Origin of the sequence: Thiomicrospira aerophila AL3, from assembly GCF_000227665.2 — a bacterium.
In the GTDB taxonomy this organism is placed as follows: Bacteria; Pseudomonadota; Gammaproteobacteria; order Thiomicrospirales; family Thiomicrospiraceae; genus Thiomicrospira; species Thiomicrospira aerophila.
The window spans coordinates 915,732-941,231 of sequence record NZ_CP007030.1 but is presented as its reverse complement, the minus strand read 5'-3'; the positions used below and the strand labels follow the sequence as shown (position 1 = coordinate 941,231).

24 protein-coding genes are annotated in these 25,500 nt (G+C 48.0%); 8 read left to right on the top strand and 16 right to left on the bottom strand.

Annotation, left to right across the window (positions count from 1 at the left end):
* Positions 1-10: 10 nt before the first annotated feature.
* The 7 genes from rimP to dnaE all read right to left on the bottom strand — a co-directional run bounded on the left by rimP (position 11) and on the right by dnaE (position 10,873).
* On the bottom strand, positions 11-466 hold the full coding sequence (rimP, locus tag THIAE_RS04485; protein WP_006459037.1) for a ribosome maturation factor RimP: 456 nt from the start codon (positions 464-466) through the stop codon (positions 11-13).
* Positions 467-664: 198 nt separating this feature from the next.
* The gene (locus THIAE_RS04480; protein ID WP_006459038.1) at positions 665-1,297 is read right to left on the bottom strand and encodes a 3'-5' exonuclease; all 633 of its coding nucleotides are present in this window, start codon (positions 1,295-1,297) and stop codon (positions 665-667) included.
* Entirely contained in the window at positions 1,297-3,126 is a 1,830-nt protein-coding gene (locus tag THIAE_RS04475) for a putative nucleotidyltransferase substrate binding domain-containing protein (RefSeq protein WP_006459039.1), read from the bottom strand. The genes THIAE_RS04480 and THIAE_RS04475 overlap by 1 nt, the downstream gene beginning before the upstream one ends.
* Positions 3,127-3,217: 91 nt before the next feature.
* Positions 3,218-4,834, bottom strand: coding sequence for a sodium/solute symporter (locus tag THIAE_RS04470; protein WP_006459040.1), 1,617 nt, complete (start codon positions 4,832-4,834; stop codon positions 3,218-3,220).
* Position 4,835: 1 nt separating this feature from the next.
* Complete coding sequence (locus tag THIAE_RS04465; protein ID WP_006459041.1) at positions 4,836-5,066, bottom strand: DUF485 domain-containing protein; 231 nt, start codon at positions 5,064-5,066, stop codon at positions 4,836-4,838.
* Positions 5,067-5,299: 233 nt separating this feature from the next.
* Positions 5,300-7,255 carry an acetate--CoA ligase gene (gene acs, locus THIAE_RS04460; protein ID WP_006459042.1) on the bottom strand — a complete coding sequence of 652 codons (1,956 nt, stop codon included), beginning with the start codon at positions 7,253-7,255 and terminating at the stop codon, positions 5,300-5,302.
* 111 nt (positions 7,256-7,366) lie between these two features.
* Entirely contained in the window at positions 7,367-10,873 is a 3,507-nt protein-coding gene (gene dnaE, locus THIAE_RS04455; RefSeq protein ID WP_006459043.1) for a DNA polymerase III subunit alpha, read from the bottom strand.
* 92 nt (positions 10,874-10,965) lie between these two features.
* Between dnaE and aat the strand changes: the two genes are divergently transcribed.
* From aat to infA, 7 genes are all read left to right on the top strand, one after another.
* Positions 10,966-11,727, top strand: coding sequence for a leucyl/phenylalanyl-tRNA--protein transferase (gene aat / locus THIAE_RS04450; protein WP_006459044.1), 762 nt, complete (start codon positions 10,966-10,968; stop codon positions 11,725-11,727).
* Positions 11,727-12,152 (top strand): succinate dehydrogenase, cytochrome b556 subunit, encoded by a 426-nt coding sequence (sdhC, locus tag THIAE_RS04445; protein ID WP_006459045.1) that lies wholly within the window; start codon positions 11,727-11,729, stop codon positions 12,150-12,152. The genes aat and sdhC overlap by 1 nt, the downstream gene beginning before the upstream one ends.
* Complete coding sequence (locus THIAE_RS04440; protein ID WP_006459046.1) at positions 12,152-12,493, top strand: hypothetical protein; 342 nt, start codon at positions 12,152-12,154, stop codon at positions 12,491-12,493. Before sdhC ends, THIAE_RS04440 begins: the two co-directional genes overlap by 1 nt.
* Positions 12,494-12,537: 44 nt before the next feature.
* Complete coding sequence (gene sdhA / locus THIAE_RS04435) at positions 12,538-14,379, top strand: succinate dehydrogenase flavoprotein subunit (RefSeq protein ID WP_006459047.1); 1,842 nt, start codon at positions 12,538-12,540, stop codon at positions 14,377-14,379.
* A 23-nt stretch (positions 14,380-14,402) separates the two neighbouring features.
* A complete protein-coding gene (locus THIAE_RS04430) occupies positions 14,403-15,125 on the top strand; it encodes a succinate dehydrogenase iron-sulfur subunit (protein ID WP_006459048.1) in 723 nt (240 codons plus the stop codon).
* Positions 15,110-15,403: a succinate dehydrogenase assembly factor 2 gene (locus THIAE_RS04425; RefSeq protein ID WP_006459049.1), complete on the top strand. Its 294-nt coding sequence runs from the start codon at positions 15,110-15,112 to the stop codon at positions 15,401-15,403. Before THIAE_RS04430 ends, THIAE_RS04425 begins: the two co-directional genes overlap by 16 nt.
* A gap of 66 nt (positions 15,404-15,469) precedes the next feature.
* Complete coding sequence (gene infA / locus THIAE_RS04420) at positions 15,470-15,688, top strand: translation initiation factor IF-1 (protein WP_006459050.1); 219 nt, start codon at positions 15,470-15,472, stop codon at positions 15,686-15,688.
* Here infA and acpS read toward each other — a convergent pair.
* The 9 genes from acpS to THIAE_RS04375 form a co-directional block, all read right to left on the bottom strand.
* The gene (gene acpS / locus THIAE_RS04415) at positions 15,669-16,076 is read right to left on the bottom strand and encodes a holo-ACP synthase (RefSeq protein WP_006459051.1); all 408 of its coding nucleotides are present in this window, start codon (positions 16,074-16,076) and stop codon (positions 15,669-15,671) included. The genes infA and acpS overlap by 20 nt on opposite strands.
* Positions 16,073-16,822 (bottom strand): pyridoxine 5'-phosphate synthase, encoded by a 750-nt coding sequence (pdxJ, locus tag THIAE_RS04410; protein ID WP_006459052.1) that lies wholly within the window; start codon positions 16,820-16,822, stop codon positions 16,073-16,075. Before pdxJ ends, acpS begins: the two co-directional genes overlap by 4 nt.
* The gene (gene recO, locus THIAE_RS04405; protein ID WP_006459053.1) at positions 16,822-17,604 is read right to left on the bottom strand and encodes a DNA repair protein RecO; all 783 of its coding nucleotides are present in this window, start codon (positions 17,602-17,604) and stop codon (positions 16,822-16,824) included. The genes pdxJ and recO overlap by 1 nt, the downstream gene beginning before the upstream one ends.
* Positions 17,605-17,613: 9 nt before the next feature.
* Positions 17,614-18,516, bottom strand: a complete 903-nt coding sequence (gene era / locus THIAE_RS04400; RefSeq protein ID WP_006459054.1) for a GTPase Era — start codon at positions 18,514-18,516, stop codon at positions 17,614-17,616.
* Positions 18,513-19,208, bottom strand: a complete 696-nt coding sequence (gene rnc, locus THIAE_RS04395) for a ribonuclease III (protein WP_006459055.1) — start codon at positions 19,206-19,208, stop codon at positions 18,513-18,515. The genes era and rnc overlap by 4 nt, the downstream gene beginning before the upstream one ends.
* The gene (gene lepB / locus THIAE_RS04390; protein ID WP_006459056.1) at positions 19,208-19,978 is read right to left on the bottom strand and encodes a signal peptidase I; all 771 of its coding nucleotides are present in this window, start codon (positions 19,976-19,978) and stop codon (positions 19,208-19,210) included. Before lepB ends, rnc begins: the two co-directional genes overlap by 1 nt.
* On the bottom strand, positions 19,975-21,789 hold the full coding sequence (gene lepA, locus THIAE_RS04385) for a translation elongation factor 4 (RefSeq protein WP_006459057.1): 1,815 nt from the start codon (positions 21,787-21,789) through the stop codon (positions 19,975-19,977). Before lepA ends, lepB begins: the two co-directional genes overlap by 4 nt.
* A gap of 140 nt (positions 21,790-21,929) precedes the next feature.
* Entirely contained in the window at positions 21,930-23,357 is a 1,428-nt protein-coding gene (locus tag THIAE_RS04380) for a DegQ family serine endoprotease (protein ID WP_006459058.1), read from the bottom strand.
* Positions 23,341-23,811, bottom strand: coding sequence for a SoxR reducing system RseC family protein (locus tag THIAE_RS04375; protein WP_006459059.1), 471 nt, complete (start codon positions 23,809-23,811; stop codon positions 23,341-23,343). The genes THIAE_RS04380 and THIAE_RS04375 overlap by 17 nt, the downstream gene beginning before the upstream one ends.
* Positions 23,812-23,907: 96 nt before the next feature.
* Here THIAE_RS04375 and nadB point away from each other — a divergent pair, with 96 nt between their 5' ends.
* A complete protein-coding gene (gene nadB, locus THIAE_RS04370; RefSeq protein ID WP_006459060.1) occupies positions 23,908-25,482 on the top strand; it encodes an L-aspartate oxidase in 1,575 nt (524 codons plus the stop codon).
* Positions 25,483-25,500 lie beyond the last annotated feature (18 nt).

Sequence of the window (25,500 nt, the reverse complement as noted above, 5' to 3'; positions counted from 1 at the left end):
TGTTACCGCCTTACAATTCAACAACTAAATTTGCTTTATCAATATTCGAAAATGGAATCTCATAGACTTCACGATCCACTTCCACCAAAATTTGTTCAGCTTGGACTTCAACCAACTTACCTTTAAACTTACGACGCCCCATCTCAGGCGTACGCGTGCGTACATTGACTGTTTTGTTCACATACGCAGCATATTGTTCAGGTTTAAAGAAGGGACGATCCAAGCCAGGTGAAGACACTTCAAGGTAATAGGCAGACGAAATAGGGTCTTCTACATCCATAATGGCGCTAATTTGGCGACTGGCCAGGGCGCAATCATCAACATTTACCCCAACATCTGGACGATCAATATAAATTCTAAGGGTTGAATCCTTACCCGCGGCGATATATTCGCAACCCCATAGTGTCATCCCGAGGGCTTCAATGGCTGGGGTTACCAGGCCTGCAATTTTTTGTTCCAGCGTCATGCCTTATCCTTGCGTGTCATCATCTATGACTTAAACCAACAAAAAACCCCGTAAAAACGGGGTTCTCAATTATTGGCATCCCCTTGAATTTTGCATAAAACAAAAATCAAAGGTTACCAACACGGCTATTTGAAAAACTGCACAAAGGATAATCAGCTAAAACGCATTTGTCAAGGCACAAAGCTAGATAAAGCCAGCTCAATCACGATTCGCCTGCAACTTGACATAAATCATCGCCGTCATCAACGCATCGTTAAATGCATCATGCTGACCCAAGGTCGGCAAATTTAACTTGGCTAACATCGTTTTAAAGCTCAGATCAAACACCTCATGGTCAGGTTGCAACCAATCTTGATAGAACTGCTGATGATACAACTCCGCTACATCAAGTTGCGGATTAGGCAACCGAATGCCTAACCAAGGTTTTACCACCGCATTCACCATGCCAACATCAAAAGACAAATAATAACCGACCAGCGGTCTTGAACCAATGAACGTTAAAAACTGATCTATGGCATCACGCTCATCCAATCCAACCGTGACATCCATATTACGCAACTGATGAATTAAAATACTTTCAGGGTTAATATCGCGCTGTTGTTTAAATTGTAAATTTAAACTCTCACTGGTTAAGATCTCACGGCCACGAATTTTAATCGCACTTAGCGTAACAATCTTATCCTGCTTTGGATCAAGGCCGGTGGTCTCACAATCAAAACACACCACCTCATCCGAGTGAACAGGGCCAAACAAAAATTGATAGGCCGGGTCTTTTAATTGCCAGTGCCACCAGGCCTGCTGCAAGCGATGAGGTAATTGAATCGGCCACATCACAAGGCCCCTTCCATCTTATAATGCTGTTCAACAAACTTTTTAAAGTTGTTGACCACTCCAAACGCATCTTTTAATAAATCCTGCTGCAACTGACTCAAGGTGTCGGTTTTTATCGAGTTATCAATCGGCAAAGCCATAGACTTTTGGTGCAACATACCTTGCAAACGTAACGTATTCAAGAAGTTGAGTGTTTCACCTAATTCCACGCCAAATTTCTCGTCAAATACATGGTGGTTAATCAGATCGCGAATGCGCCAATGGGTGTTTGTTTTAACAATGCCATACTCCAACGCCAAGCAACGCACGCCATGGATAATCGGAAAAATGCCCCCCTTTTTTAGATCAATCGAATGGCCGGCATCTTTTTGGGTAATCAAACGGCCAAACAATCCAATCGGCGTGTCAAACTGCATCACACTGCGCGCAAACTGGGCTAAAAACATCTGGCGTTTTTTCACTTGCGCAGACAACACAGCTTTTAAACGCTCCAACCGACTAGGATCGCCCTGCACCGCTTGCGCATCCAACAAAATAGATAAATGCATAAAGCGCTCTTGCGACGGGTTTTCAAACCAGTCAATCACCTGTTGCGCAAACGCCGCTTCACTCAGACACCACTGTGGATTGGATACCATAATATTGCCAGGACAAGGCGGAAAGCCGAGCTGAATTAATTCGGCTGAATAGGTCTGACAAAATTGAGCCAGGGCCTGTGAATCAACCGCTTCATCAAAAATCACCGCATTATCCTGGTCAGTGCGCACAACCTGCTCAGAACGCCCTTCACTGCCCATCACAATAAAGGTGACTTCAGTAAACTGTTGATCAGTGTCTAAAATCTGCCAAAGTTTAGCCTGCAACTTGCGATGCAATTCATTGACCAACTTAGCAATATAGTGCGTTTTCACCCCTTTATTTGATAAGCCTGCCACTAGATCATCAATTTGCTGGGTCACTTTTTGCAAATCCGCAACACTCGTGGCACGCTCAAGCGTCAGCATAACCAGGCCTGATTGATTGGCAAACAAACTCATCAATTCTTTTTGATGCAATACGCCAATAAACGCCTGTTTGTCGCGCACCATCAAACGATCTACGCCAAAACGGGTCATTTTTAACAGCGCATTAAACAAATAATCATTTTTATCAATGGATATCACCGGATAACTCACCATATCAGCAATGGAGCTGGTCAGGTCAAAGCCATGGATGGCCAAGCCCCGCAACAAGTCCGACGAGGTAATTACGCCCTGTTTATCTCCGTTAGTAACTAAACACGCATCGGTTTTATAAGCTTCCATTTGTTCAACACACACTTTGATTGAGGTGCTAGCACCTAGGGTGACTAGCGCATGCAGGGGCGCAATTTTGACCGCATCCATCATCGCCTCTGAAGAAGATTCCATTTGCAGCTGTTGGTGAAAGCGGCTTAACTTTTCGGTAATGTCATTAAAATAAAAGGCTTCAAAATCGGGGTTATTTAATAGCCGTTGAAAGGTGCTGTTTGCCATCCGATAGGTCAAGGTTTCTTCTACCGCATGATAGGTAAGTTGGGTTTGTTGCTGTAGCAACATCGCCGCACCAAACTGCGCATTAGGGCCATAAAGCGCGCAATGATTGCCGCCTTCTTCATCATGGCATTCTGCTACACGCCCTTTGAGCACCAAATACAAATAAGGATCGGTTTTTTGCGATAACGGTATCGCTTGATCACGCGCAAAATAAACCAAGTCCATCGCCTGGGCGGCTGTTTGCAATTCTGCCTCAGGCAACCGATCAAACGGATGCACCTGGGCTAAAAAACCAATTAATTCTGACATCGCCATCGTAGATCCTTATGATTAGCTCATACAAAAAAGGGAGCCGAAGCTCCCTTAATTATGGGTTGAAACCCATTAAATCACCAGTAAAAACTGATTATTTGCCATGCGCTTGCGCCATGAACTCCTCAGTATTACCACGGTTGCTGGTTAGATAGCTCACCACCACCGTTACAATCACCGCAAGCGGTACAGAGTAAAGCGCTGGGTTAACCAATACATCAATACCTAGCACTGTTTTGACCCCAAAGAAGGCTGCAAACGTAAAGACTAATGATGATACTAAACCGACTGCCATACCGATAATAACCGCTTGGCTAGTCAGCTTACGCCACCATACTGCAAATACCAACGCTGGTGCAAAAGTACTCGCTGCAATACCAAAGCACATCGCAACCAACATGGCTACGTTCTGCTCTTTTAACCAAATTGACATACCAATCGCAATAATTGCTAAGCTACCGGCACCAATTTTGGCAAAACGAACTTGTTCCGCATCCGTTGAGTTAGGGCGTAACACGCCTTTATACAAGTCGTGCGACAAGCTGGTGGTGGCTGAAATCAGCAGGCCTGCTGAAGTACTGAGCATTGCGGCCATGGCACCGGCTGCAATCACACCCATCAACAACTGACCGCCCATCATGTCACCTAGCATCGGCATGGTCATGTTAGTGGCAACACCACGCTGACCGGCTGCCAACAACTCAACAAGCGTTGGGTACAAAGCATACATGGCAATCAAGCCCACGAAGAATACGCTACCGTAGAAAATCGCTAGGCCCCAAATGGTGAACTCAGCTGATTGACGGGCATCTTTTGCATTCGATACGGTATAAAAACGAATCAAAATGTGTGGCAAACCCAACACACCCAAGAACAAGGCTAATACCAAACTGGCATTGTTCATTAAGTCACGTAAACCGACACCTGGTGAAATCGCATTCGGTGCTTCAGTCATCATGCCACGCACGGTTTCAATCGCCACCGCACTTTCCGCATTGGTCATCCCTGCAATCGCAGCAACGGCTTCAGCATTACCTGCAGCAACTAAAGGCGGCACAATCTCTTTACCTTCGATAACCATCCCAACGGGGTTACCACCAAAGAAGGCAATAATACCGAAGATTAACAAGAACATCAGTGCGCCAAATAGAATCGCACCCTGTACCGCTTGGTTATAAGAGGTTCCCTTCATGCCGCCCATAATAACGAAAATCGCCATTAATGAACCGGTTACGATAACGGTCGGTAAGTAGTCCCAGCCCAACAATAGACCGAACAATAGACCGGCACCCACGATCTGTGGCACCAAATACATGACACACAATACCAGGGTTGAGATCATCGCAATCATGCGAATGCCTTTTTCACTGCCTTCATAACGAGCGTTTAATACGTCGGCTACAGTAAATTTACCGACATTTTTCAAGGGTCCAGCAATAACGAGTAGCACCACAATCCAGGCCGCAAAAAAGCCTAGCGCTAGCCACCAACCATCTACACCCATCAAGGCTACCGCACCGGCCACACCCAAGAAACTCGCGGCACTGGCATAGTCACCAAACATGGCCATACCATTAACGCGTGGTGAGATACCGCCACCAGCTACATAGAAGTTAGCCGTGGATGCCGTTGAACGACGATGGTAATAACTGATATACAACGACAACAAAATACCTAAAACAACCACCCCAAAGGCAACGATATTTTCCATCTTATTTCGCTCCTTCTTCTTCGAGTTGTTCAAGTTTGCGTAAATACAAACGGGTAATGACAACGCCAGCGATGATTATTAACAGTCCACCCCAAACCGCCAAAGGTAAACCGATAATTTCCATTGCCGCGACATCTTTAAATGATGCCGAAGTCATTAATGCCACCCCAAAGTACAGGACGGTGTAAATGATCAACAAGATAACCGCGAATTTTATTTTTGGACTATTCATTCGCGCCTCCTGCTTGATGTATTGGATTAAACATCATATTGCTTGCTCCTCGTTAAGAAAAAAAACTACTGTCAAAACGGGTTACGCTCGGACAGAGTTGCTCATTATTATGTGTAGTGAAAGCAAACTTCGCAATATTTTCGCTTTTAAGACACACAAAAGTTTTTAGGGCACGCGCAAAGATTTTTTGCACCTGCCCCAAAAAGACCGACCTTACAAGCGGCTCAAAGTCACTAAGCCTGCTGTAACTGTTTTAAAATCGATGGATCCTCAAGTGTTGAAGTATCCTGGGTAATTTCTTCACCCTTAGCAATGGTACGCAATAAACGACGCATGATTTTGCCAGAACGGGTTTTAGGCAAATTGGTCCCAAAACGAATATCATCCGGTTTGGCTATCGGGCCAATTTCTTGCGCCACCCAATTACGCAACTCGTTAACCATTGCATCGCGCTCAGCACCGGCTGGCAAGTCAGTATTAAGCACCACAAATGCAAATACAGACTCCCCTTTCACATCATGAGGTTTACCCACTACCGCCGCTTCAGCCACTTTGGGGTGTGCCACCAGGGCTGATTCAATTTCCATCGTGCCTAAACGATGACCTGACACATTTAATACATCATCAATACGGCCAAGAATCCAAATATACCCATCGGCATCCTTGTGCGCACTATCGCCCACCACATAATATTTGTTATTAAACTTGGCATAGTAGGTATCGATATAACGCTGGTCATCTCCCCAAACGGTTTGCAGCATCGATGGCCAAGGTTTGCGTACGACTAAATAGCCGCCTGAGTTATTACCAATCTCATTGCCTTCTTCATCGACTACAATCGCATCGATGCCCGGTAATGGGCGCGTACAAGAACCCGGTTTAAGTGGGGTCACGCCTGGGAAAGGTGCAATCATATGCGCACCGGTTTCGGTTTGCCACCAGGTATCAATAATCGGACATTCACCCCGACCAATCACCTCGTGATACCACATCCAAGCCTCTGGATTAATCGGCTCGCCCACTGTACCTAAAATACGTAACTTAGACAGATCATATTGCGCCGGAATATCTTTGCCAAACTTCATCAAGGCACGAATTGCAGTCGGTGCGGTATAAAAGACGGTGACGCCATGATCCTGACAAACCTGCCAAAAACGTCCCGCGTCTGGATAGGTCGGCACACCTTCAAACATCACAATGGTCGCACCCATCGCCAACGGGCCATAAGCGACGTAAGAATGGCCGGTAATCCAGCCAACATCAGCGGTACACCAGAACACATCTTGGTCATTTAAATCAAACATCCACTCATTGGTGAGCATCGCATTTAACAAATAGCCCCCGCTACCGTGCTGTACCCCTTTTGGCGTCCCGGTTGAACCGGAGGTGTAAAGTAAGAACAACGGATGGTCAGCGGGCAACATCACCGGATCATGATAATTACTCATGCCGGCTTCAGCTTCATGCCACCAAATATCGCGCCCTGCTTGCATCGGCACATCTTGTTTGGTGCGCTGATACACAATTACTTTTTTTACCGAATCGCAGCCTTTTGCTAAGGCTTGATCGACCGCACCTTTTAGTGGAATCGCTTTACCACCACGCAAACCGCCGTCCGTGGTAATGATCATTTTCGCAGCCGCATTTTCAACGCGGTCTTTTAAGGCTTCGGCGGAAAAGCCGCCAAACACCACCGAATGAATGGCCCCAACACGTGCACAGGCTTGCATCGCAATGACCGCCTGCGGAATCATCGGCATATAAATAATGACGCGATCGCCTTGCTTGATGCCCTGGGTTTTTAAGGTATTCGCAAATCGGCAGACTTCGTCGTGCAATTCTTGATAGGTATAGTGATGGACATCGCCTTTATCACCTTCGAAAATAATCGCTAACTTATCACTTTTAGTGTCCAAGTGGCGATCAATACAGTTATAGGAAACATTCAATTCACCATCGCTAAACCAACGGTATAACGGCGCTTTTGAATCATCTAATGCTTGGGTGAATGGTTTATGCCAGCTCAATTTCTCTTTGGCTAAATCAGCCCAAAAACCAACATGATCCTGCTCGGCTTTGGCATACATGGCGGCCAGCTTGTCGGCATTAATACCGGCTTGTTGTTTGATGGCTGCTGAGGGTTCAAAGACCCGTGTTTCTGTCAAAATTGACTCGATATTGTTCGACATCTTTCCTCCAACTAGGTCCCTAATAAAAATATATTTGACGTTTTATTACACGATATGACGCGTATTTTAGCGATTTTTTTCCCTCGCTGCTTATTAATCCTAAGCTAGAACTCATTGCGCACGCTTTTTAACCACCTCAACTGACCAGGCCTGCTGATGTAATAACTCTAATAAGGCATCATCTGGGCGCACCAGCCCATTCGATTTAAGTTGCATACTGACCCGCGCGTGATCATGCTGTTGGTAACACTCGACCACTAGCGGCAACCCCTGCTGGTCGGGCTGTGCCCAATAGGGCAGCAACTGGTCAGCTAACGCAGCGACTTTCGCCTCATTAAGCTGCGCGACATCACAATAAAGTTTAATGGCACGTGCCTCTTGCGCGCGCATCTCGGCTAAGGTCACCAGTTGCTCGGCATCGAGTTTTATCCCGCCATTAAAACTGTCCTCCGTTACCGCCCCCTTAATCAACACCACTTCATCGATGCTCAGCCAGTCGCGCACTGCATCAAATACGGCCGGACGACAGACGACCTCAAGCCGCGCCGTCCGATCATCCAAGGTAATAAACGCCATCTTGTCACCACTGCGGGTATTTTTAGTGCGAATCGCGACCACCAGGCCTGCTACCCAACGTTTTTCATATTTATTCGGCGTCAATTGCGCCAGCGTTAAGCGGGCATAGTCGGCCAACTCTTGGCGGTAGGCTTCAATAGGGTGACCGGTTAAATACAATCCGAGCGTATCCTTTTCCCCTTGCAGCTTTTGTCGCTCAGGCATTTCAGCGACTTGAACTAAACTAGCCGGTGGCGCTAAAGCCAAATCAGCATCACCAAATAAGTCACTCTGACCGGATTGCGCATTGGCAAGAAATTGATCTGCCTGCGTAAGCGCCATGGTCACCGATTCAAGCATGGCATGACGATTATCATGTAATCGATCAAATGCACCGGCACGAATCAAGGCTTCTAACACCCGACGGTTAATTTTCTTACCGGCGCGATTGGCAAAATCAAATAAATCGCTAAAAGGGCCATTGGCCTGCCGATCCGCCAGCACCTGATCCAATGCCGCCTCGCCAACACCCTTAATCGCGCCTAAGCCATAAATAATGGTCTGCGCATCCGCTGCTTGAAAGCGAATCGCACAGCGATTAATGTCCGGTGGCAACAGGGTTAAGTTCATCGCATAACACTCATTAATCATGTGCACCACCTTATCGGTGTTGTCCATGTCAGACGAGATTTGCGCGGCCATAAAATGGGCCGGAAAATGGGTTTTGAGCCACGCCGACTGATAAGACACCAACGCATAGGCCGCCGAGTGAGATTTGTTAAAACCATAGCCAGCGAACTTTTCAACCAAATCGAAGATTTTCATGGCTAGATGGCCATCGACGCCATTATCAATTGCACCCTGCTCAAATTTGCCACGCTCTTTGGCCATTTCTTCGGGCTTTTTCTTACCCATGGCACGACGCAGCATATCCGCACCACCCAGCGTATAACCGGACAGCACCTGCGCAATCTGCATCACCTGCTCTTGATACAAAATAATGCCGTAAGTCGGCTCTAAAATCTCTTTTAAGCTTTCATGTTGATACTGCGCATCGGGATAAGACACCGCCTCTTTACCATGCTTACGCGCAATAAAGTTATCAACCATCCCCGATTCCAATGGACCAGGACGGAATAAGGCCACTAGGGCGATGATATCTTCAAAGCAATCTGGACGCAGGCGCCGAATCAGATCTTGCATCCCCGCCGATTCCAACTGAAACACCCCGGTGGTTTTACCGGTTTTTATCAGCTCAAATACCTTCGGATCATCCAATGGAATGCGGTTAATATCAACAAAGCCGTCATCATCCGGCTGCTTACCGGCATTAATGGCCTGCAACGCCCAGTCAATAATGGTCAGCGTTCGCAAGCCCAAAAAGTCGAACTTGACCAAGCCGATGGTTTCCACATCGTTTTTATCTAATTGGGTGACGACACCACGGCCATCGGCTTCAGAATAGAGCGGGCAAAAGGTATCCAACGGACGCGGACCGATGACCACCCCACCGGCGTGCTTACCCACATTACGCACAGTACCCTCTAACTTAAGCGCATAATCCAACAGCGTTTTAACTTCTTCATCGTCACGATAGCGCTGTTGTAAATCCTCTTCTTTTTCTAACGCGTCCTTCAGCTTAATGCCTAACTCGTTTGGAATCAGCTTGGCCACCCCATCGACCATGCCATAGGGATGCCCGAGCACACGCCCTACATCGCGCACCACCGCTTTAGCGGCCATGGTGCCATAGGTAATAATTTGCGACACGTGATCCCGACCATAATGGCGTGACACATAATCAATCACCTCATCGCGTCGCTCCATACAAAAGTCGACGTCAAAGTCGGGCATCGAAACCCGCTCAGGGTTCAAAAATCGTTCAAACAGCAGGTCATATTGAATCGGATCCAAATCGGTAATTTTTAGCGAATAGGCCACCAACGAACCGGCACCCGAACCCCGCCCCGGTCCAACCGGAATTTGATGGTTTTTAGCCCATTGAATGAAGTCGGCAACGATTAAGAAGTAGCCCGGAAATCCCATCTGCAAAATCGTGTTTAACTCAAAATCGAGGCGTTCACGATATTCCTGCTGCTTGGCGTTAAACTCATCCGCGGCCAAATGACCAAACAAAAACTCTAATCGCGCATCCAAACCCTGATGGCATTCTTGCCGAAAAAACTGATCCAGCGTCAACTCAGGTGGAATCGGAAACTCGGGCAAATAATAGGTGCCCAAGGCCAGACTAAAATTACAGCGCTGCGCAATCAGTAACGTATTGGTGATGGCCTGCGGAATATCGGCAAATAAAGCCTCCATTTCAGCGCTGGATTTTAAATACTGCTCTTCGGAATAGGTACGGGGGCGATTCGGGTCTTCAATGACATAACCACTATGAATACAGCACCGAATCTCATGGGCATCAAAGTCATCACGGGCTAAAAACCGTACATCATTGGTCGCCACCACCGGCCACTGCCAAGTCTGCGCGAGCGGCAACACCTGTTGAATAAATGCCTCTTCACCGGGGCGTTGGGTACGCACGAGCTCCAAGTAAACACGATTGGCAAAATGCGCCTGCCACCAGGCCTGCTGCTCTTTAGCGAGGGTTTTATTGTCTTTTGACAAGGCTTGGCCAATATTACTGTGCAAGCCCAACAATACAATTAAGCCTGCTTGATGTTCGCTTAACCAGGCCTGCTCCACCAGAGGCAATTGATTGGCTTGATAGACTTGCTGATTGGTTAAATAGGCTTTCGAGATGAGTTTCGATAAATTAAGGTAGCCGGTGGCATCCTGACATAGCAAGGTAATACTAAATACCTGGCCATCATGGTGAACCCACAAATCAGCACCTAAAATAGGCTTAATACCTTGACTGCGGGCGGCGCTATAAAACTTTAATAACGCAAACATATTGGATTGATCAGTCAAAGCCAGCGCAGGTTGCCCTTCTTCCTTGACCTTTGCCATCAGCGGTTTAATATGGAGTAAACTATCTCTGACTGAAAATTCAGAATGCAAATGCAAATGTACAAAGGTTGCTGGAGTATCAGCCATAACTGTCAATGTGAGCCAAAAGTATTGAAAATGGAACTCGCTATTCTAAAGAACTCGATGGCTTTGTGCCAGCTAATTTCGGCAGGACCGCTATGAGCAAGCCATGGCGCAGTCTTGACACCCATCTACCCGCGTGGCTTGAAGACGGCATTCAACAGCCGTTTCCACCTAGCTCATTGGCATTTGATGACCCACCTGGCCTGCTCGCCCTCAGCTCAAGAATTACCGTTGATTTGTTGCGCCAAGCCTACCCCCGTGGCATTTTTCCCTGGTCTGCCGATGACGAACCGGTAACCTGGTGGTCACCCGAACCCCGTGCTGTGCTTTACACGTCGGACATTAAAATTCGTCGTAGCTTACGCCAGGCCTGGCGACAGCAGCCTTGGCAAATCAGCTTTAACCAAGCTTTACCTGCTGTATTAGATTACTGTGCTAAATGTCCAAGACCAGGACAAGATGGCACTTGGCTGCGTCAAGACCTGCAAGCAGGCCTGCTCGCACTTCACCAACAAGGCCACGTACACAGTGTTGAGGTATGGTTAAACGAGCAATTAGTCGGTGGATTATACGGACTCAGTTTTGGACAGATGTTTTTTGGCGAATCCATGTTTAGCCTCGTGCCTAACAGTTCTAAGCTAGCCTTGGTCGCTTTGGCTAGCCACCTGCAGCACTGGGGCTGGCCATTGATTGATTGTCAGGTCGCCAGCGATCATTTAATGTCAATGGGCGCGATTGAGCTAAGCCGCACAGACTTTGAACGGCAACTGAAGCAACAAATAGCGCTACCCGATCGGTCGCGCACCGTTTGGCAAATTGATCCCACTCTACTAAACAAGGTCTTAGGAGGTGTTTAATGCGTGATTCGATTGGTGGCCGTCATGCGCGCCCTGTGCATCTAGCCTTGCACAAGATTCGCTTTTATCCCAATGCGTTGGTATCGATTAGTCATCGCATCAGTGGTACGCTGCTCGCCATCTGCTTGATAATCGGGTTAATGGTATTAAATGCTGTGGCACTAGGGTGGATTAACACTTCAGACATCACCCAAAGTATTCCAGGTAAACTATTAATTTTATTAACTCTTTCATCCCTTTACTTTCACTGGTTAAGTGGCTTGCGCCATCTTATTATTGAATGTTGGCCTGCAAAGGATCATCAGGTTCCGCAGGCCTGGTTTAGCGGCTGGGCGGTCAGTTTAGTATTTGTTTTGTGGGCAATCGGCACAATATTGTTGGCTTTGGCCTTGTTTACTGGCGGATTTGTTGGAGGACATAGCTAATGCGTAACATGGCTAAAATTTGGCCGAATGGCAAATGGAGTTATGCTTGGCAGCAACTCAGCGCCGTTTATTTACTGGTATTTTTGCCCTGGTTTGTTTGGACTATTTGGCCCGCACTGATGGGCTTGGATTATCAGCCTGCCCAACCCGGCCTGCTATGGCTGACCAGTTTAATTGCGCTGGCTTTTCTATTCATTCACAGCTGGATTGGTCTGCGTGATGTAGTAATAGACTATTGTCCTGCTCGCCATTTACCTATTGCGATCTCAGCCCTTAGCCTAGTATTTATGTTGATGATATTAAATATCACCCTGCTGCTGACGCGCTGGCTGCTTTTTTAACACCCGGCTAGAACCTAACTCAAGAACCTAACTTGGACTTCACGATGACTGATCAGACAAACACGGGACACAATACTCCGGCCTATCAAACCAATCCGTCGCTTACCACTCACCAGTTTGACGTGCTGATTGTAGGTGCGGGGGGTGCCGGCCTGCGGGCCGCACTGGAATTGCAACGCGCCGGCAAACAGGTCGCACTGGTATCCAAAGTGTATCCGACCCGCTCTCACACGGTGGCAGCACAAGGCGGCATTAATGCCGCACTAGGTAATATCAGTGAGGATAATTGGCATTGGCATATGTTTGACACCGTCAAAGGCAGTGATTATCTGGGTGATCAAGATGCGATTGAGTTTATGTGCCAGCAAGCGCCGCGTATTGTACGTGAGCTCGAACATTTTGGTGTGCCCTTTTCACGGTTGGACGATGGCAAGATTTACCAACGCCCCTTTGGCGGGCAAAGTCAACATTTTGGTCAAAGCCAAGCAACCCGAACTTGTGCGGTAGCTGATCGCACTGGCCATGCTATTTTGCACACCCTCTATCAACAAAACCTCGCCGCGGGCACGCAAATATTTAGTGAATTTTTTAGTCTGGATTTACTCATCGAAGGCCAGCAAGTGACTGGCTTGGTTGCGCTAGAAATAGCGACCGGCCAATGGCACCAGTTTCATGCCAGCGCGGTGCTGTTAGCCACCGGTGGTGCGGGCCAAATTTATCGCACCAACACCAATGCCAGCATTAACACCGGTGATGGCTTAGCCATGGTGTTACGCGCAGGCCTGCCACTAATGGACATGGAGTTTTGGCAATTTCATCCCACCGGTGTGGCTGGACGCGGCATGCTCATTTCAGAAGCGGCACGCGGTGAAGGCGGCTTGCTTCGCAATAGTCTAGGCGAAGCCTTTATGGTCAACTATGCGCCTAAGGTTAAAGACCTGGCCTCACGAGATGTGGTGTCGCGGGCGATTGCAACTGAAATTCATCAAGGACGCGGCTGTGGCCCCAACAAAGACTACATTGAACTGGATTTAACCTACCTAGATGCTGAGCTGATTAAACAGAAACTCCCCGGTATTCGAGATATCAGCCTCACCTTTACCGGCATAGACCCAATCGAGCAGCCGATTCCGATTCATCCTTCCTGCCACTACATGATGGGCGGTATCCCAACCAATATTCATGGTCAGGTCATGACTCAAACCAACGGCGAATCTCATCCGGTCGCTGGCCTCTATGCAATTGGCGAGTGTGCCTGTGTATCAGTACACGGCGCGAATCGTTTAGGAGGCAACTCATTGCTCGATATTGTAGTGTTTGGTAAAGCCGCTGCCGATCATATTCTGAGCAGGCCTGCTGAAACACCCGCTACACAAACCACAACGCCTAAGGCGATCAACCCAGACCTATTAAAAAGGATGACGGCTTTTAAAGCGAACCGCCAGGATGACCCTCCCCACGACGCCAATAATACCGACTCAGTCGTCACCTTTAAACGGGATTTGCAGCAGATTATGCAACGACACTGTGGTGTGTTCCGCGATCAGGCCACCCTTGCCGCAGCAAAACCCAAGCTCCAACAACTGGCACAGCGCTTAACAACATTGCGTGTCCAAGATCCGGCACAAGGGTTTAATTTAGAGCGTATTCAGGCCTTTGAATGCGAAAACCTGCTCGCCGTTGCCTGGGCCACACTCGAAAGTGCACTCGCTCGCACTGAAAGCCGTGGCGCCCATGCCCGCGACGATTATCCCGAGCGCGACGACCAGGCCTGGTTAGTGCATCTGCTGTTTTTTATGCAACCGCAGATTTCCCTCCAGCAAAAACCGGTACAAATGCAACCCCAGACCGTGGCACCCTTTCCGCCGATTAAACGGGTTTACTAGGGTCAGATTAAGAGGAGAACGGCATGCTTTTCAAAATTCAACGTTATCAACCCGAAGTCGCATCAGCCCAAGGCGCTGAACAGCAGAACGCAACCTATTGGCAAGAGATGACGCTTGATGACGCGCTAGTTAAACCTGGCATGATGCTACTGGATGCACTAAAACTACTACGCGAACAAGACCCCACGTTAAGTTTTCGCAGCTCCTGTCAAGAAGGCGTCTGTGGTTCAGATGCGATGCAAGTCAATGGACGCAATCGCCTCAGCTGTATCACGCCTTTAGCCGAACTCAGCCAGCCTATTGAACTGATGCCGGTACCTGGCTTACCGATTCTTCGCGACTTAATTGTCGATATGACACTGTTTTTTGACCGCTATGCCCAAGCCAACCCAACTCTTAATGCCGGCGAATTTAATCCAGAGCAAGAACATCTGCAAAGTCCTGCCGACCGAGCCAAACTGGATGGCTTATACGAATGTATCTTATGCGCCTGTTGCAGTACCAGTTGTCCATCATTCTGGTGGCACCCCGACCAGTTTTTAGGCCCGGCTGCCCTACTCGCTGCCGAACGCGTGGTGATTGATTCACGTGACATTCAACCAAAACAGCGCTTAGAGGCGCTTAGTGACCCCTATCAATTACATCGCTGCCGGGGCATTCAACAATGTACCGCCAGCTGTCCAAAAGGCCTCGACCCAAGTCGAGCGATTCGACAACTTAAGCACCAGCAATGGACTCAATCTTGATAAACACCCATCACAGCGACCAGTGGCGACAACTGGCCATAGCCGCACGGCGTGGCAATGCCGAATCCGAACAATTGCTCGCCCCCTTTATCGCCCGACTCGCCCAAGACGACCGCTTATTAAGCCAGTATGGCCAAGCCTTAGCAGGCCTGCTTAATAACGAAGAACAAGACCTGCTGATTTGGTTACTCGACCCTGCTCTTGCCCCATCAAAATGGCAAGCCTTACTCAAGCAAATTCGCCTTTGTTATCAACAAGATTTAATTGCACAACAATAGTGTACGCAGCAATTTTAACTATGCTATAATTCGCGACAATTTTAGCCAGGATAAGAAAACGGTTTTATGTCAAAGCAAGATGTGATTGAATTTGAAGGTACCGTGTTAGAAACACTACCGAATACTATGTTTAAAGTGCAGTTGGAAAACGGCCACGAAATTTTAGCCCATATTTCTGGGCGTATGCGCAAAAACTATATTCGCATTTTAGCCGGCGATAAAGTCAAGGTAGAACTCACACCTTATGACCTAACCAAAGGTCGTATCACCTATCGCGGTAAATAATACGCTGCCCAATTACAAACGCCACCGCATAGTGGCGTTCGTCGCTTATCGATACCTGCCAATCATCAATCGCTAACTTTTCAGCGCGTACTGCCGCTTCACCGCTCAAAGCTACCCCTGGCTTGCCTAAACTATCATGCGTTAACATCAGCTGTTTAAAGCTAATCCCCTGTGCAATGCCCGTGCCCAAGGCTTTTGCCACGGCCTCTTTAAACGCCCAACGTTTGGCTAAAAACTTAACCTGCTGCGCAGGATGACTGAAGCAGGCCTGGTAATCTGACCATTCCGCTTCAGCGAGTAGGCGCTTGGCAAAAGCCTCACCCTGGCGCGCGCAAATCTGCTCGATACGCGCCAATTCAACTAAATCGGTGCCTATGCCAATAATCACAGGCTAGCGCGCGCCTCACGCATTAAGCGCTTCATTTCACGCACCGCTTCAGGTAAACCACTAAAAATGGCTTGTGCCACAATTGCATGACCAATATTCAGCTCTTCAATACAGGCAATTTGTGCAATGGGTTCGACATTGTGATAATGCAAACCGTGACCGGCATTAACCACCAAACCCAAACGATGCGCCAATTCAGCCGCTGCACGAATCCGTGCCAATTCTTGAGTGCGCTCGGCAATGGTAGGTAGATCAGCATAACGACCGGTATGTAATTCAATTACCGGCGCACCGACCGCTTTCGCCGCACGGATCTGGGTTTCATCGGCATCAATAAATAACGATACGCGACAACCCGCTGCCGCCAAACGACTACAGGCTTGGCTTAACCAGGCCTGCTGACCCGCCACATCTAACCCCCCTTCAGTGGTCAATTCTTCGCGTTTTTCAGGCACTAAGCACACATCTTCAGGCTGAACATCACAGGCAATGGCCAACATTTCCTCAGTGACCGCCATTTCTAAATTCATCTTCGTTTGCAAACAGGCTTTTAGACGATACACATCCTCATCCTGGATATGACGACGATCTTCGCGCAAATGCAGCGTAATGCTATCCGCACCGGCCATTTCAGCATCTAATGCCGCTTTAACTGGGTCAGGATAACGCGTGCCGCGGGCCTGACGAAGCGTAGCCACATGGTCAATATTTAAGCCAAGGAAGATTGGATTCGAAATCGGATTCATCAGGACGCATCCTTTGCGTTGGTTAATAAAGCTTGTAATAAGTGCCGTGTCCCTAAGGGTCGTCCGGCCAGAAATAAATTGAGATGCGCACGCAAAAAAACTTTTAAGGGCGCAAGTGCCCGCCGCTCAGTGACAAAGTTCTGCTCCACGAGCGCTAACAAGGCATAACCCGGCAGATCCCACACCTCAGGTTCATGGTCAGCATAAGCCGGCAGCGACTGCGGTCGTAGCCGATAACGACGCGCAGGATCAATCGGCTCCGCCGCCACAAACCCTGCCGCCTGTTCTGCCAGCCAAGCCTGCAAAGGATAGCCCAAGTCTTGCAGTAAATGCAGTTCAAACTGACGTAATAACCAGGCCTGCTGCTGACGTCTTTCACTGACATCGGACATTTTTTGACTAAAGACTTGCAGCGTTTGAATATACTGCACAAACAGCGTTTCACAAGGCTGAGCCAAAGGCAAACATAGATATAACAGCTCGTTTAAATACAGACCACAGAGATTGGCCTCACCTTCTAGCCAATGGGTTTGACCATAGGCCTCTAAATGATTCGGCATCAGCCAGTCTTGATTGGCCGGACTGGCTTGCCACGCCACTTGCAAGGGTTGAAAAGGTTGTAACCAGGCCTGCTTTTGTCGCGCAACTTTCGAGGCTTGACGCACCCCCCGAAAAGTCGCAAATCGCTTGCCCTGCTGTGGCATCAACAAGGTGACCTGAACACTGGTCTCCTTGTAAGGCCGACTATGCAGAACATAAGCAGGCTGCTGAATAACACTCACAACACATACTCACAAATCGGTATAACCTAAACTGGCTAATGCCCGGTCATCATCAGACCAGTTTTGTTTCACCTTCACCCAGAGTTCCAGATGGACGCGTTTTTCGAGCATCGCAACCATATCCATCCGCGCTTGGCGGCCCATTTCTTTAATCCGCTCGCCCTTATCGCCAATAACAATTCGCTTTTGACCCTCACGCTCCACCAGAATCAACGCATTAATTAACCAGCGGTCTTGTTCGGGATCCATTTCAAACTGCTCAATCGCCACCGTGGCTCCATAAGGCACTTCTTCACCCAATGAACGCATCAGTTTTTCACGGACAATTTCCGCCAGCAAAAACTTAGTGGAACGGTCAGTAATATAATCCTCTGGAAAAATCGCCGGCTGCTCGGGCAACCGCGCCAAGACTTCTTTACTAATCAGGTCCAAGCCACTTTTTCTATAAGCCGATACTGGAATCAAGGTGTCAAACTTTACGGCCTGCCCAAGCATTTGCAAATAAGGCATCATGTCAGCTTTGCGCTTAATCTTATCGATTTTATTCACCAATAAAATCACCGGCACATCAGCTTGTTCTAGTTGCTGTGCCACGGCACGGTCTTCACGTGTAAACTTGGGCGCTTCAACCACAAATAAAATTACATCGACTCCGCTAAAAGCACTGCGCGCGGCGCGATTCATATAACGATTGATGGATTTGTCGCCGCCCAAATGCAACCCTGGCGTATCAACATACACAATTTGATGATCAGGCGCGGTAAAGATACCGTGAATCCGGTGACGTGTCGTTTGCGGTTTAGCCGAGGTAATACTCAACTTTTGGCCTAACAATTCATTCATCAGGGTGGATTTACCCACATTCGGGCGTCCAACCACGGCAGCAAAGCCGGCTTTAAAGGGTGTCGTCATACTTGTCCTAGCGCTTCAAGCGCAATTTCAGCGGCTTTTTGTTCCGCTTTTCGTCGACTGGTGTCAGTCGCTTCAAATTTAGTATTAAGGGGCGCAACATAACAGGCCACAGTAAATACCTGAGCATGCGCGGCGCCATTGACACTAATAATACTGTATTCTGGCAAAGGCTGCTGTTGGGCTTGCAACCACTCTTGCAAGCGGGTTTTAGGATCCTTGCCCACGGTTTGCGGGTCAAGCGCATGCAGGCTTTTAGCATAAAGCGACTCAACAAAACCACGGCACGCCTGCAAGCCACCATCCTGATAAATCGCGGCAATAATCGCTTCAAGTGCATCGGCTAAAATAGACTCACGACGATAGCCGCCGCTTTTTAACTCTCCCGGTCCCAATGTCAGCATATCACTTAAGGCTAATTTCTTGGCCAGCTTAGCGAGGGTTTCACCCTTTACTAAATGGGCACGAATCCGGCTTAAATCGCCTTCAGGCAAATTCTTAAATTGCTCAAATAGCAAATCCGCGACCATGAAGTTGACCAAACTATCTCCCAAAAACTCCAAACGCTCATTATTTTTAGCGCCAGCGCTGCGGTGAGTTAAGGCAAGCTCCAACCAGGATTCATCTTGAAACTCGTAACCTAAACGGGCCGATAATTGGCGTAATTTAAATTGGCGTTCAGCTTGATCCGCCATTACTCAATCCCTCGGCCAATTCGGCTCCATTGCAAGCCTTGATCCCAATTCATCCAAATCGCAAAGGCCCGCCCCTTTAAAAACTCTTCCGATACCAAGCCCCAGCTCCGACTATCGGCACTATGATCACGGTTATCACCAATAGCAAAATAATAGCCCTCTGGCACCACCACATCATAAATATTCATGCCACGACGATCTTGATCAATCAAAATTTCATAGCTGCGCCCATCCGGTAAGGTTTCACGTAAATGGCGCGCACCGGTCATCACTGAACCAGAGTTTAAGCCAATGTAACGGCCAAGGGGTTCTTGTGGTAACGGCTCACCATTTAAATACAACACTTTATCAATATAGGCAATACGATCGCCCGGCACGCCAATAATCCGCTTGATGTAATCGACATTTGGATCCAATGGATAACGGAACACAGCGACATCGCCACGTTCTGGATTCCCTAATGGAATCACCCGACTTTGCAATACGGGTAAACGCACGCCATAGGAATATTTGTTTACGACAATAAAGTCACCAATTTCAAGGGTAGGATACATTGAGCCCGATGGAATCCGAAACGGCTCGATAATAAACGAGCGCAATACCAAGACAATTAAAAATACCGGAAATAATGAACGCGCATATTCAATTAACACCGGGACATTTTGAGTGACAGCCGACTGCTCGCGTTTTTTCTTCCACACCATGCGATCAAGCAACACCAGTACGCCGGTAATCACCGTCGCGAGGACTAAAATTAATTCAAAATTCATTGTTTATCACCGCCTCCGGTATTTAACACGGCCATAAAGGCTTCTTGCGGCAGCTCAATGCGGCCGATTGTCTTCATGCGTTTTTTACCTTCTTTTTGCTTCTCTAGCAATTTCTTTTTCCGCGATACGTCACCACCATAACATTTAGCCAAGACGTTTTTGCGCATAGCCTTCACGTTGGTACGTCCTATCACCTTGCCACCAATCGCCGCTTGAATCGCCACTTCAAACATTTGGCGTGGAATAATATCTTTCAATTTTTCAATCATTTCTTTACCGCGCGTCACCGCCATCGAACGGTGCGTAATCACCGCCAAGGCATCTACCGGCTCACCATTAATTAAAAAATCGACCTTGACCAAATCATCAGCTTGAAAGCGTTTAAATTCATAATCCATCGACGCATAACCGCGCGTATTCGATTTAAGACGGTCAAAAAAGTCTAATACCACCTCGTTCAGTGGCAACTCAAAGCTAATCGAAATTTGATTACCTGCGTAACTCATTGCTTTTTGCACGCCGCGCTTATCAATACACAACTTCATTACCGCACCAATATACTCTTGTGGCACCAAAATATTGGCTTGAATAATCGGCTCACGAATTTCAGCAATAGTACCCACATCCGGCAGTTCAGACGGGTTATCAATTTTGATAACCTCGCCCTTTTTAGTTAACAACTCATAAACTACCGTTGGAGCGGTGCTAATTAAATCGAGATTATATTCACGCTCTAAACGCTCTTGGATAATCTCCATGTGCAGCATACCCAAAAAGCCACAACGAAAACCAAAACCCAAGGCTTCCGAGGTTTCAGGTTCAAAATTCAAGGCCGCATCGTTTAAGCGTAACTTGCGCAAGGCTTCACGTAAATCTTCATAATCCTCAGAGCTAATCGGGAATAAACCGGCAAAAACGCGTGGTTGTACCGGTTTAAATCCTGGCAACCGCTGTGCTACTGGATTTTTCGCATCGGTTAGGGTATCACCCACAGGTGCCCCATCAATATCCTTAATCCCAGCGATTACATAGCCTACCTCTCCGGCACCTAAAAAGGCTTGCGGACTGCGTTTAGGGGTAAAAATACCCACGTCAGTCACTTCATAATCTTCACCCGTTGACATGACACGCATTTTGGTTTTTTTAGCAATTTTGCCATCAATCACCCGCACTAGCGACACCACACCCAGATAATTATCAAACCAAGAATCAATAATTAAAGCTTTAAACGGCGCGTCCAAATCGCCCACCGGCGCGGGAACTTTTTTAATCAGTTCTTCTAGGGTTTCAACAATACCAATACCCGCTTTCGCGCTGGCCGACACAGCCTCTGACGCATCAATACCGACAATTTCTTCAATTTCGAGTTTCACGCGCTCAGGTTCAGCCGCGGGCAAATCGATTTTGTTTAAAACCGGAATCACCTCTAACCCCTGCTCAATCGCGGTATAACAATTGGCTACGGTTTGAGCTTCTACCCCTTGAGACGCATCCACCACCAACAAAGCGCCTTCACAGGCCGCCAGTGAGCGCGACACTTCATAGGAAAAATCAACATGGCCGGGGGTATCGATAAAATTAAGCTGATAGGTTTCGCCATTGTTAGCTTTGTACAATAAAGTTACACTTTGCGCCTTAATCGTGATACCACGCTCACGCTCGATGTCCATTGAATCCAAGACCTGCTGATCCATCTCACGTTCGGTTAAACCACCGCAATGCTGAATGAAGCGATCGGCAATGGTCGATTTGCCATGGTCAATGTGGGCAATAATCGAAAAATTACGAATGTGAGATAAGGGTTGCGACATGCGGACTCCAAGCAAAAACTCAATAAAAAAGGGTGCGATTGCACCCTTACTTGACCAGGCCTGCTACGTAACAGGCCTGGCAAACCGGTAAAATTGGCATTATTTTACGCTAATTTAAACTAATGCACCAGCGCAACGGACTATTCAAGCGTGAGTGCAATAAAGTTAGAGCGACCATTACGAATCACCCGCAAAGGCACTGATTGACCAGCAGGAACGGCTTTTAATGCTTTGTCCACATCTTCGATGCTGCGTAATGGCTGAAAATTAATGCTCACTAAAATATCGCCTTGGATCAGGCCACTGCGACTCGCTAAACCTTCACGTACCTGCTCAATCTCGACCCCAAACGGAATATTGAGCGTTTTAAGCTGTTCTTCATCTACCAAGCGCAACATCACATTCAACACTTCACTAGACATAGCGGGGGCGGCACGACTGCTACCACTTGCCATTTCATCCAATGGCGCTAACTGAGTGCGAATAATGATTTCTTCACCCTGACGCAAAATCAATACTTCTGACTCTTTGTTAATTGGCGTAATCCCTACCGCTGGCGGTAAATCAGTCGATTTTTCAATGAGTTTGTCATTAAACTTCAAAATAATATCACCCGATTGAATCCCCGCACGCTCGGCAGGCGAACCTGGGAAGGCTTGCGCCACCAACGCACCACGTGGCGAATCCATATTAAATGAACGCGCTAAATCACTGGTCACCTCCTGCACCTGCACCCCGAGATAACCACGCGCCACCTGCCCCGTTTCACGTAATTGTTCAACCACATTCATCGCAATTTCAATCGGAATTGCAAATGATAGGCCCATAAAGCCACCACTACGCGTGAAAATTTGAGCGTTAATGCCGACCACTTCGCCATCCAGGTTAATCAGCGGACCACCTGAGTTACCAGGGTTAATCGCCACATCCGTTTGAATAAAGGGCACATAACTATCATCCGGCAGGTTACGCCCTTTGGCACTAACAATCCCCTTAGTCACGGTGTAATCCAAACCAAAAGGCGCACCAATGGCTAATACCCACGCTCCAACCCGCAAATTGTCAGAATTACCAATTTGGACGATCGGCAAAGCTTCCGCATCAACCTTTAACAACGCGACATCGGTGCGAGGGTCACTGCCAATCAACTCAGCTTGATACTCTTTACGGTTGCTTAAACGCACAATAATCGTGTCGGCATCATCAATAACATGATGGTTAGTAAGGATGTAACCGTCTTCACTGATAATAAATCCCGAACCAACTGACTGAGCGCGACGCTCTGGGCCACGGCGGGGTTGCGATTCTTGACGCGGATCAAAACCAAAAAAGTGGCGTAAAAACTCCTCAGGCATCCCTCTAAACTGAGGCGGAATTTGTCCTTGCGGCGGAGCATTGCGCCGCTCAGTGCGCGTGGTCGAAATATTGACCACCGCTTGATGATTCTGCTCGACTAATTGAGTAAAGTCTGGAAAGGACGACGGTGCTTGGGCCAGGGTCTTAACTGGCAACCACAACGGCAAGGCAACACAGCCCAACACTAAAAATTGTTTAATTGCTTGTTTCATACATCCTCTCAGGTCCGTTTTGGGTTTCTAAAACACGGTGAATTACCGGCATTGTGGGTTGATGATACTTGGATAGGCCCCACCACGCCAAGCCTAAGCCTAGCAGGCTCCCTAAAATTATCACAAACTCCCCCGCACTCGGCCACAACCAACTGGCTAATAACCCCGCCGCCAAAAATGCCAACAGCGGCGCGCCATAGGCTAAAAAAGCCTGCCACACTAGCCGATTACCCGCTAAGCGTAATTCGACTTGCTGTCCAACCACCAGGCCTGGTATGGCCGCGACCCGCACATCCTGCTGAGTTGATTGGGCAAGCCAACGCGATAAGGTACCTGTGCTACAACTGCCTTGCGATTGACACGAATGACAGCCCGACTCGCGCCGAGTTTGCACCCATGCCCAATCGCCGTCAATTCGCACAACTTGGCCGTAAGCGGTTAAGTCTTCAGTCATAGTCTGTTAGTTTCATTAGTTGTTAATAGGGTATCCAATTCAAAATTCAAGCTTCTATGCTACCATATTGGCAAAATCAAATCGGTGAGGCATTTTTTGAATACAGACATTCTGATTATTGGCAGTGGTATTGCCGGGTTATCGCTGGCGCTGAAACTAGCCCAGCATTATCGCGTCACCGTCCTCGCTAAATCGAGCCTAAATGAAGGCAGCTCTCAATATGCTCAAGGTGGTATTGCCGCCGTACTCGACCCCTTTGATAGTGTGGACGCCCATGTGCAAGATACCCTAATTGCCGGTGCCGGTTTATGTGAAGAGCCCGCCGTCCGATTTGTCGCCGAACATGCGCACCAAGCGATTCAAGAACTGATTCAAATGGGCGTACCCTTTAGTCCGGCACTGCAACCGGATAGCAGCTTTCCTTTTCACCTCACCCAAGAAGGCGGTCACAGCTATCGACGCATTATCCACGCTGCCGACCACACCGGCCAAAGCGTTATCGACACCCTCATCCAAACTGTTCACAACACGCCCAATATCACTCTACTGCCTAACCATATGACGGTAGATTTATTATTGGATCGCCAACGCCAAGAATGTATTGGCGCCTATGTATTAGACAAGGCTGCGGGACAAATTTTTCCGCTCAAAGCAGCTGTGACCGTACTCGCAACCGGTGGCGCCTCCAAAGCCTATCTTTACACCAGCAATCCCGACACCTCAACCGGTGATGGTATAGCCATGGCTTGGCGTGCGGGCTGTCGCGTGGGCAATATGGAGTTTAATCAGTTTCACCCCACTTGTTTATACCACCCGCAAGACCGCTCGTTTTTAATTTCTGAAGCGGTGCGTGGTGAAGGCGGTCGGCTGGTATTAGCTAATGGCGAAGCCTTTATGCATAAATACCATCCTGATGGTGAATTGGCACCGCGTGATGTAGTGGCCCGCGCTATTGACCAAGAAATGAAAACCCGTGGCATAGATTGTGTGTATTTAGATATTAGTCATAAACCCGCTGCGTTTTTGCAAAACCACTTCCCAACCATTTACCAACGCTGTTTGAAAGTAGGCATTGATATGACCCAACAACCGATACCGGTGGTGCCGGCTGCCCATTACACTTGCGGTGGTGTTGTCACCAATCTACAAGGTCAAACAGACTTAGCCAGGTTATACGCCATAGGTGAAACGGCCTATACCGGTTTGCATGGCGCCAACCGCCTAGCCAGCAATTCGTTGTTAGAAGGATTAGTCTTTGCAGAAGCTGCTCGTCAAGATATTTTAAGTAAACCCCTCACCCAACCGCTCAAAAACCCTAAGCCTTGGGATACCAGTAAAGTCAGCCGTGCCAAAGAGCGTATCTTAGTGAGTCATGACTGGGATGAGGTCAGACGGGTGATGTGGGATTATGTTGGGATCGTGCGCACCAATAGCCGACTCGCGCGCGCGTTAAGTCGTATTAATACATTAGAGGCCGAGGTCGAAGAGTTTTATCGTCATCATTTGCTGGATGTCGATACCCTTGAATTACGCAACTTAACTTTGGTGGCCAAATTAATGGTACGTTCGGCGCAAGCTCGGCAAGAAAGTCGAGGCTTACATTACAACCTCGACTATCCGGATATGCTAGCAGACAGCCACGCGACGATTTTGTCACCCTTGGCGTCCTAGATCAGTGATAAAACTAGG

Bases quoted from the DNA above. Each gene is read 5' to 3' on its own strand.
- rimP (WP_006459037.1), bottom strand. From the start codon at position 466: ATGACGCTGGAACAAAAAATTGCAGGCCTGGTAACCCCAGCCATTGAA.
- THIAE_RS04480 (WP_006459038.1), bottom strand. From the start codon at position 1,297: ATGTGGCCGATTCAATTACCTCATCGCTTGCAGCAGGCCTGGTGGCAC.
- THIAE_RS04475 (WP_006459039.1), bottom strand. From the start codon at position 3,126: ATGGCGATGTCAGAATTAATTGGTTTTTTAGCCCAGGTGCATCCGTTT.
- THIAE_RS04470 (WP_006459040.1), bottom strand. From the start codon at position 4,834: ATGGAAAATATCGTTGCCTTTGGGGTGGTTGTTTTAGGTATTTTGTTG.
- THIAE_RS04465 (WP_006459041.1), bottom strand. From the start codon at position 5,066: ATGAATAGTCCAAAAATAAAATTCGCGGTTATCTTGTTGATCATTTAC.
- acs (WP_006459042.1), bottom strand. From the start codon at position 7,255: ATGTCGAACAATATCGAGTCAATTTTGACAGAAACACGGGTCTTTGAA.
- dnaE (WP_006459043.1), bottom strand. From the start codon at position 10,873: ATGGCTGATACTCCAGCAACCTTTGTACATTTGCATTTGCATTCTGAA.
- aat (WP_006459044.1), top strand. From the start codon at position 10,966: ATGAGCAAGCCATGGCGCAGTCTTGACACCCATCTACCCGCGTGGCTT.
- sdhC (WP_006459045.1), top strand. From the start codon at position 11,727: ATGCGTGATTCGATTGGTGGCCGTCATGCGCGCCCTGTGCATCTAGCC.
- THIAE_RS04440 (WP_006459046.1), top strand. From the start codon at position 12,152: ATGCGTAACATGGCTAAAATTTGGCCGAATGGCAAATGGAGTTATGCT.
- sdhA (WP_006459047.1), top strand. From the start codon at position 12,538: ATGACTGATCAGACAAACACGGGACACAATACTCCGGCCTATCAAACC.
- THIAE_RS04430 (WP_006459048.1), top strand. From the start codon at position 14,403: ATGCTTTTCAAAATTCAACGTTATCAACCCGAAGTCGCATCAGCCCAA.
- THIAE_RS04425 (WP_006459049.1), top strand. From the start codon at position 15,110: ATGGACTCAATCTTGATAAACACCCATCACAGCGACCAGTGGCGACAA.
- infA (WP_006459050.1), top strand. From the start codon at position 15,470: ATGTCAAAGCAAGATGTGATTGAATTTGAAGGTACCGTGTTAGAAACA.
- pdxJ (WP_006459052.1), bottom strand. From the start codon at position 16,822: ATGAATCCGATTTCGAATCCAATCTTCCTTGGCTTAAATATTGACCAT.
- era (WP_006459054.1), bottom strand. From the start codon at position 18,516: ATGACGACACCCTTTAAAGCCGGCTTTGCTGCCGTGGTTGGACGCCCG.
- rnc (WP_006459055.1), bottom strand. From the start codon at position 19,208: ATGGCGGATCAAGCTGAACGCCAATTTAAATTACGCCAATTATCGGCC.
- lepB (WP_006459056.1), bottom strand. From the start codon at position 19,978: ATGAATTTTGAATTAATTTTAGTCCTCGCGACGGTGATTACCGGCGTA.
- lepA (WP_006459057.1), bottom strand. From the start codon at position 21,789: ATGTCGCAACCCTTATCTCACATTCGTAATTTTTCGATTATTGCCCAC.
- THIAE_RS04380 (WP_006459058.1), bottom strand. From the start codon at position 23,357: ATGAAACAAGCAATTAAACAATTTTTAGTGTTGGGCTGTGTTGCCTTG.
- THIAE_RS04375 (WP_006459059.1), bottom strand. From the start codon at position 23,811: ATGACTGAAGACTTAACCGCTTACGGCCAAGTTGTGCGAATTGACGGC.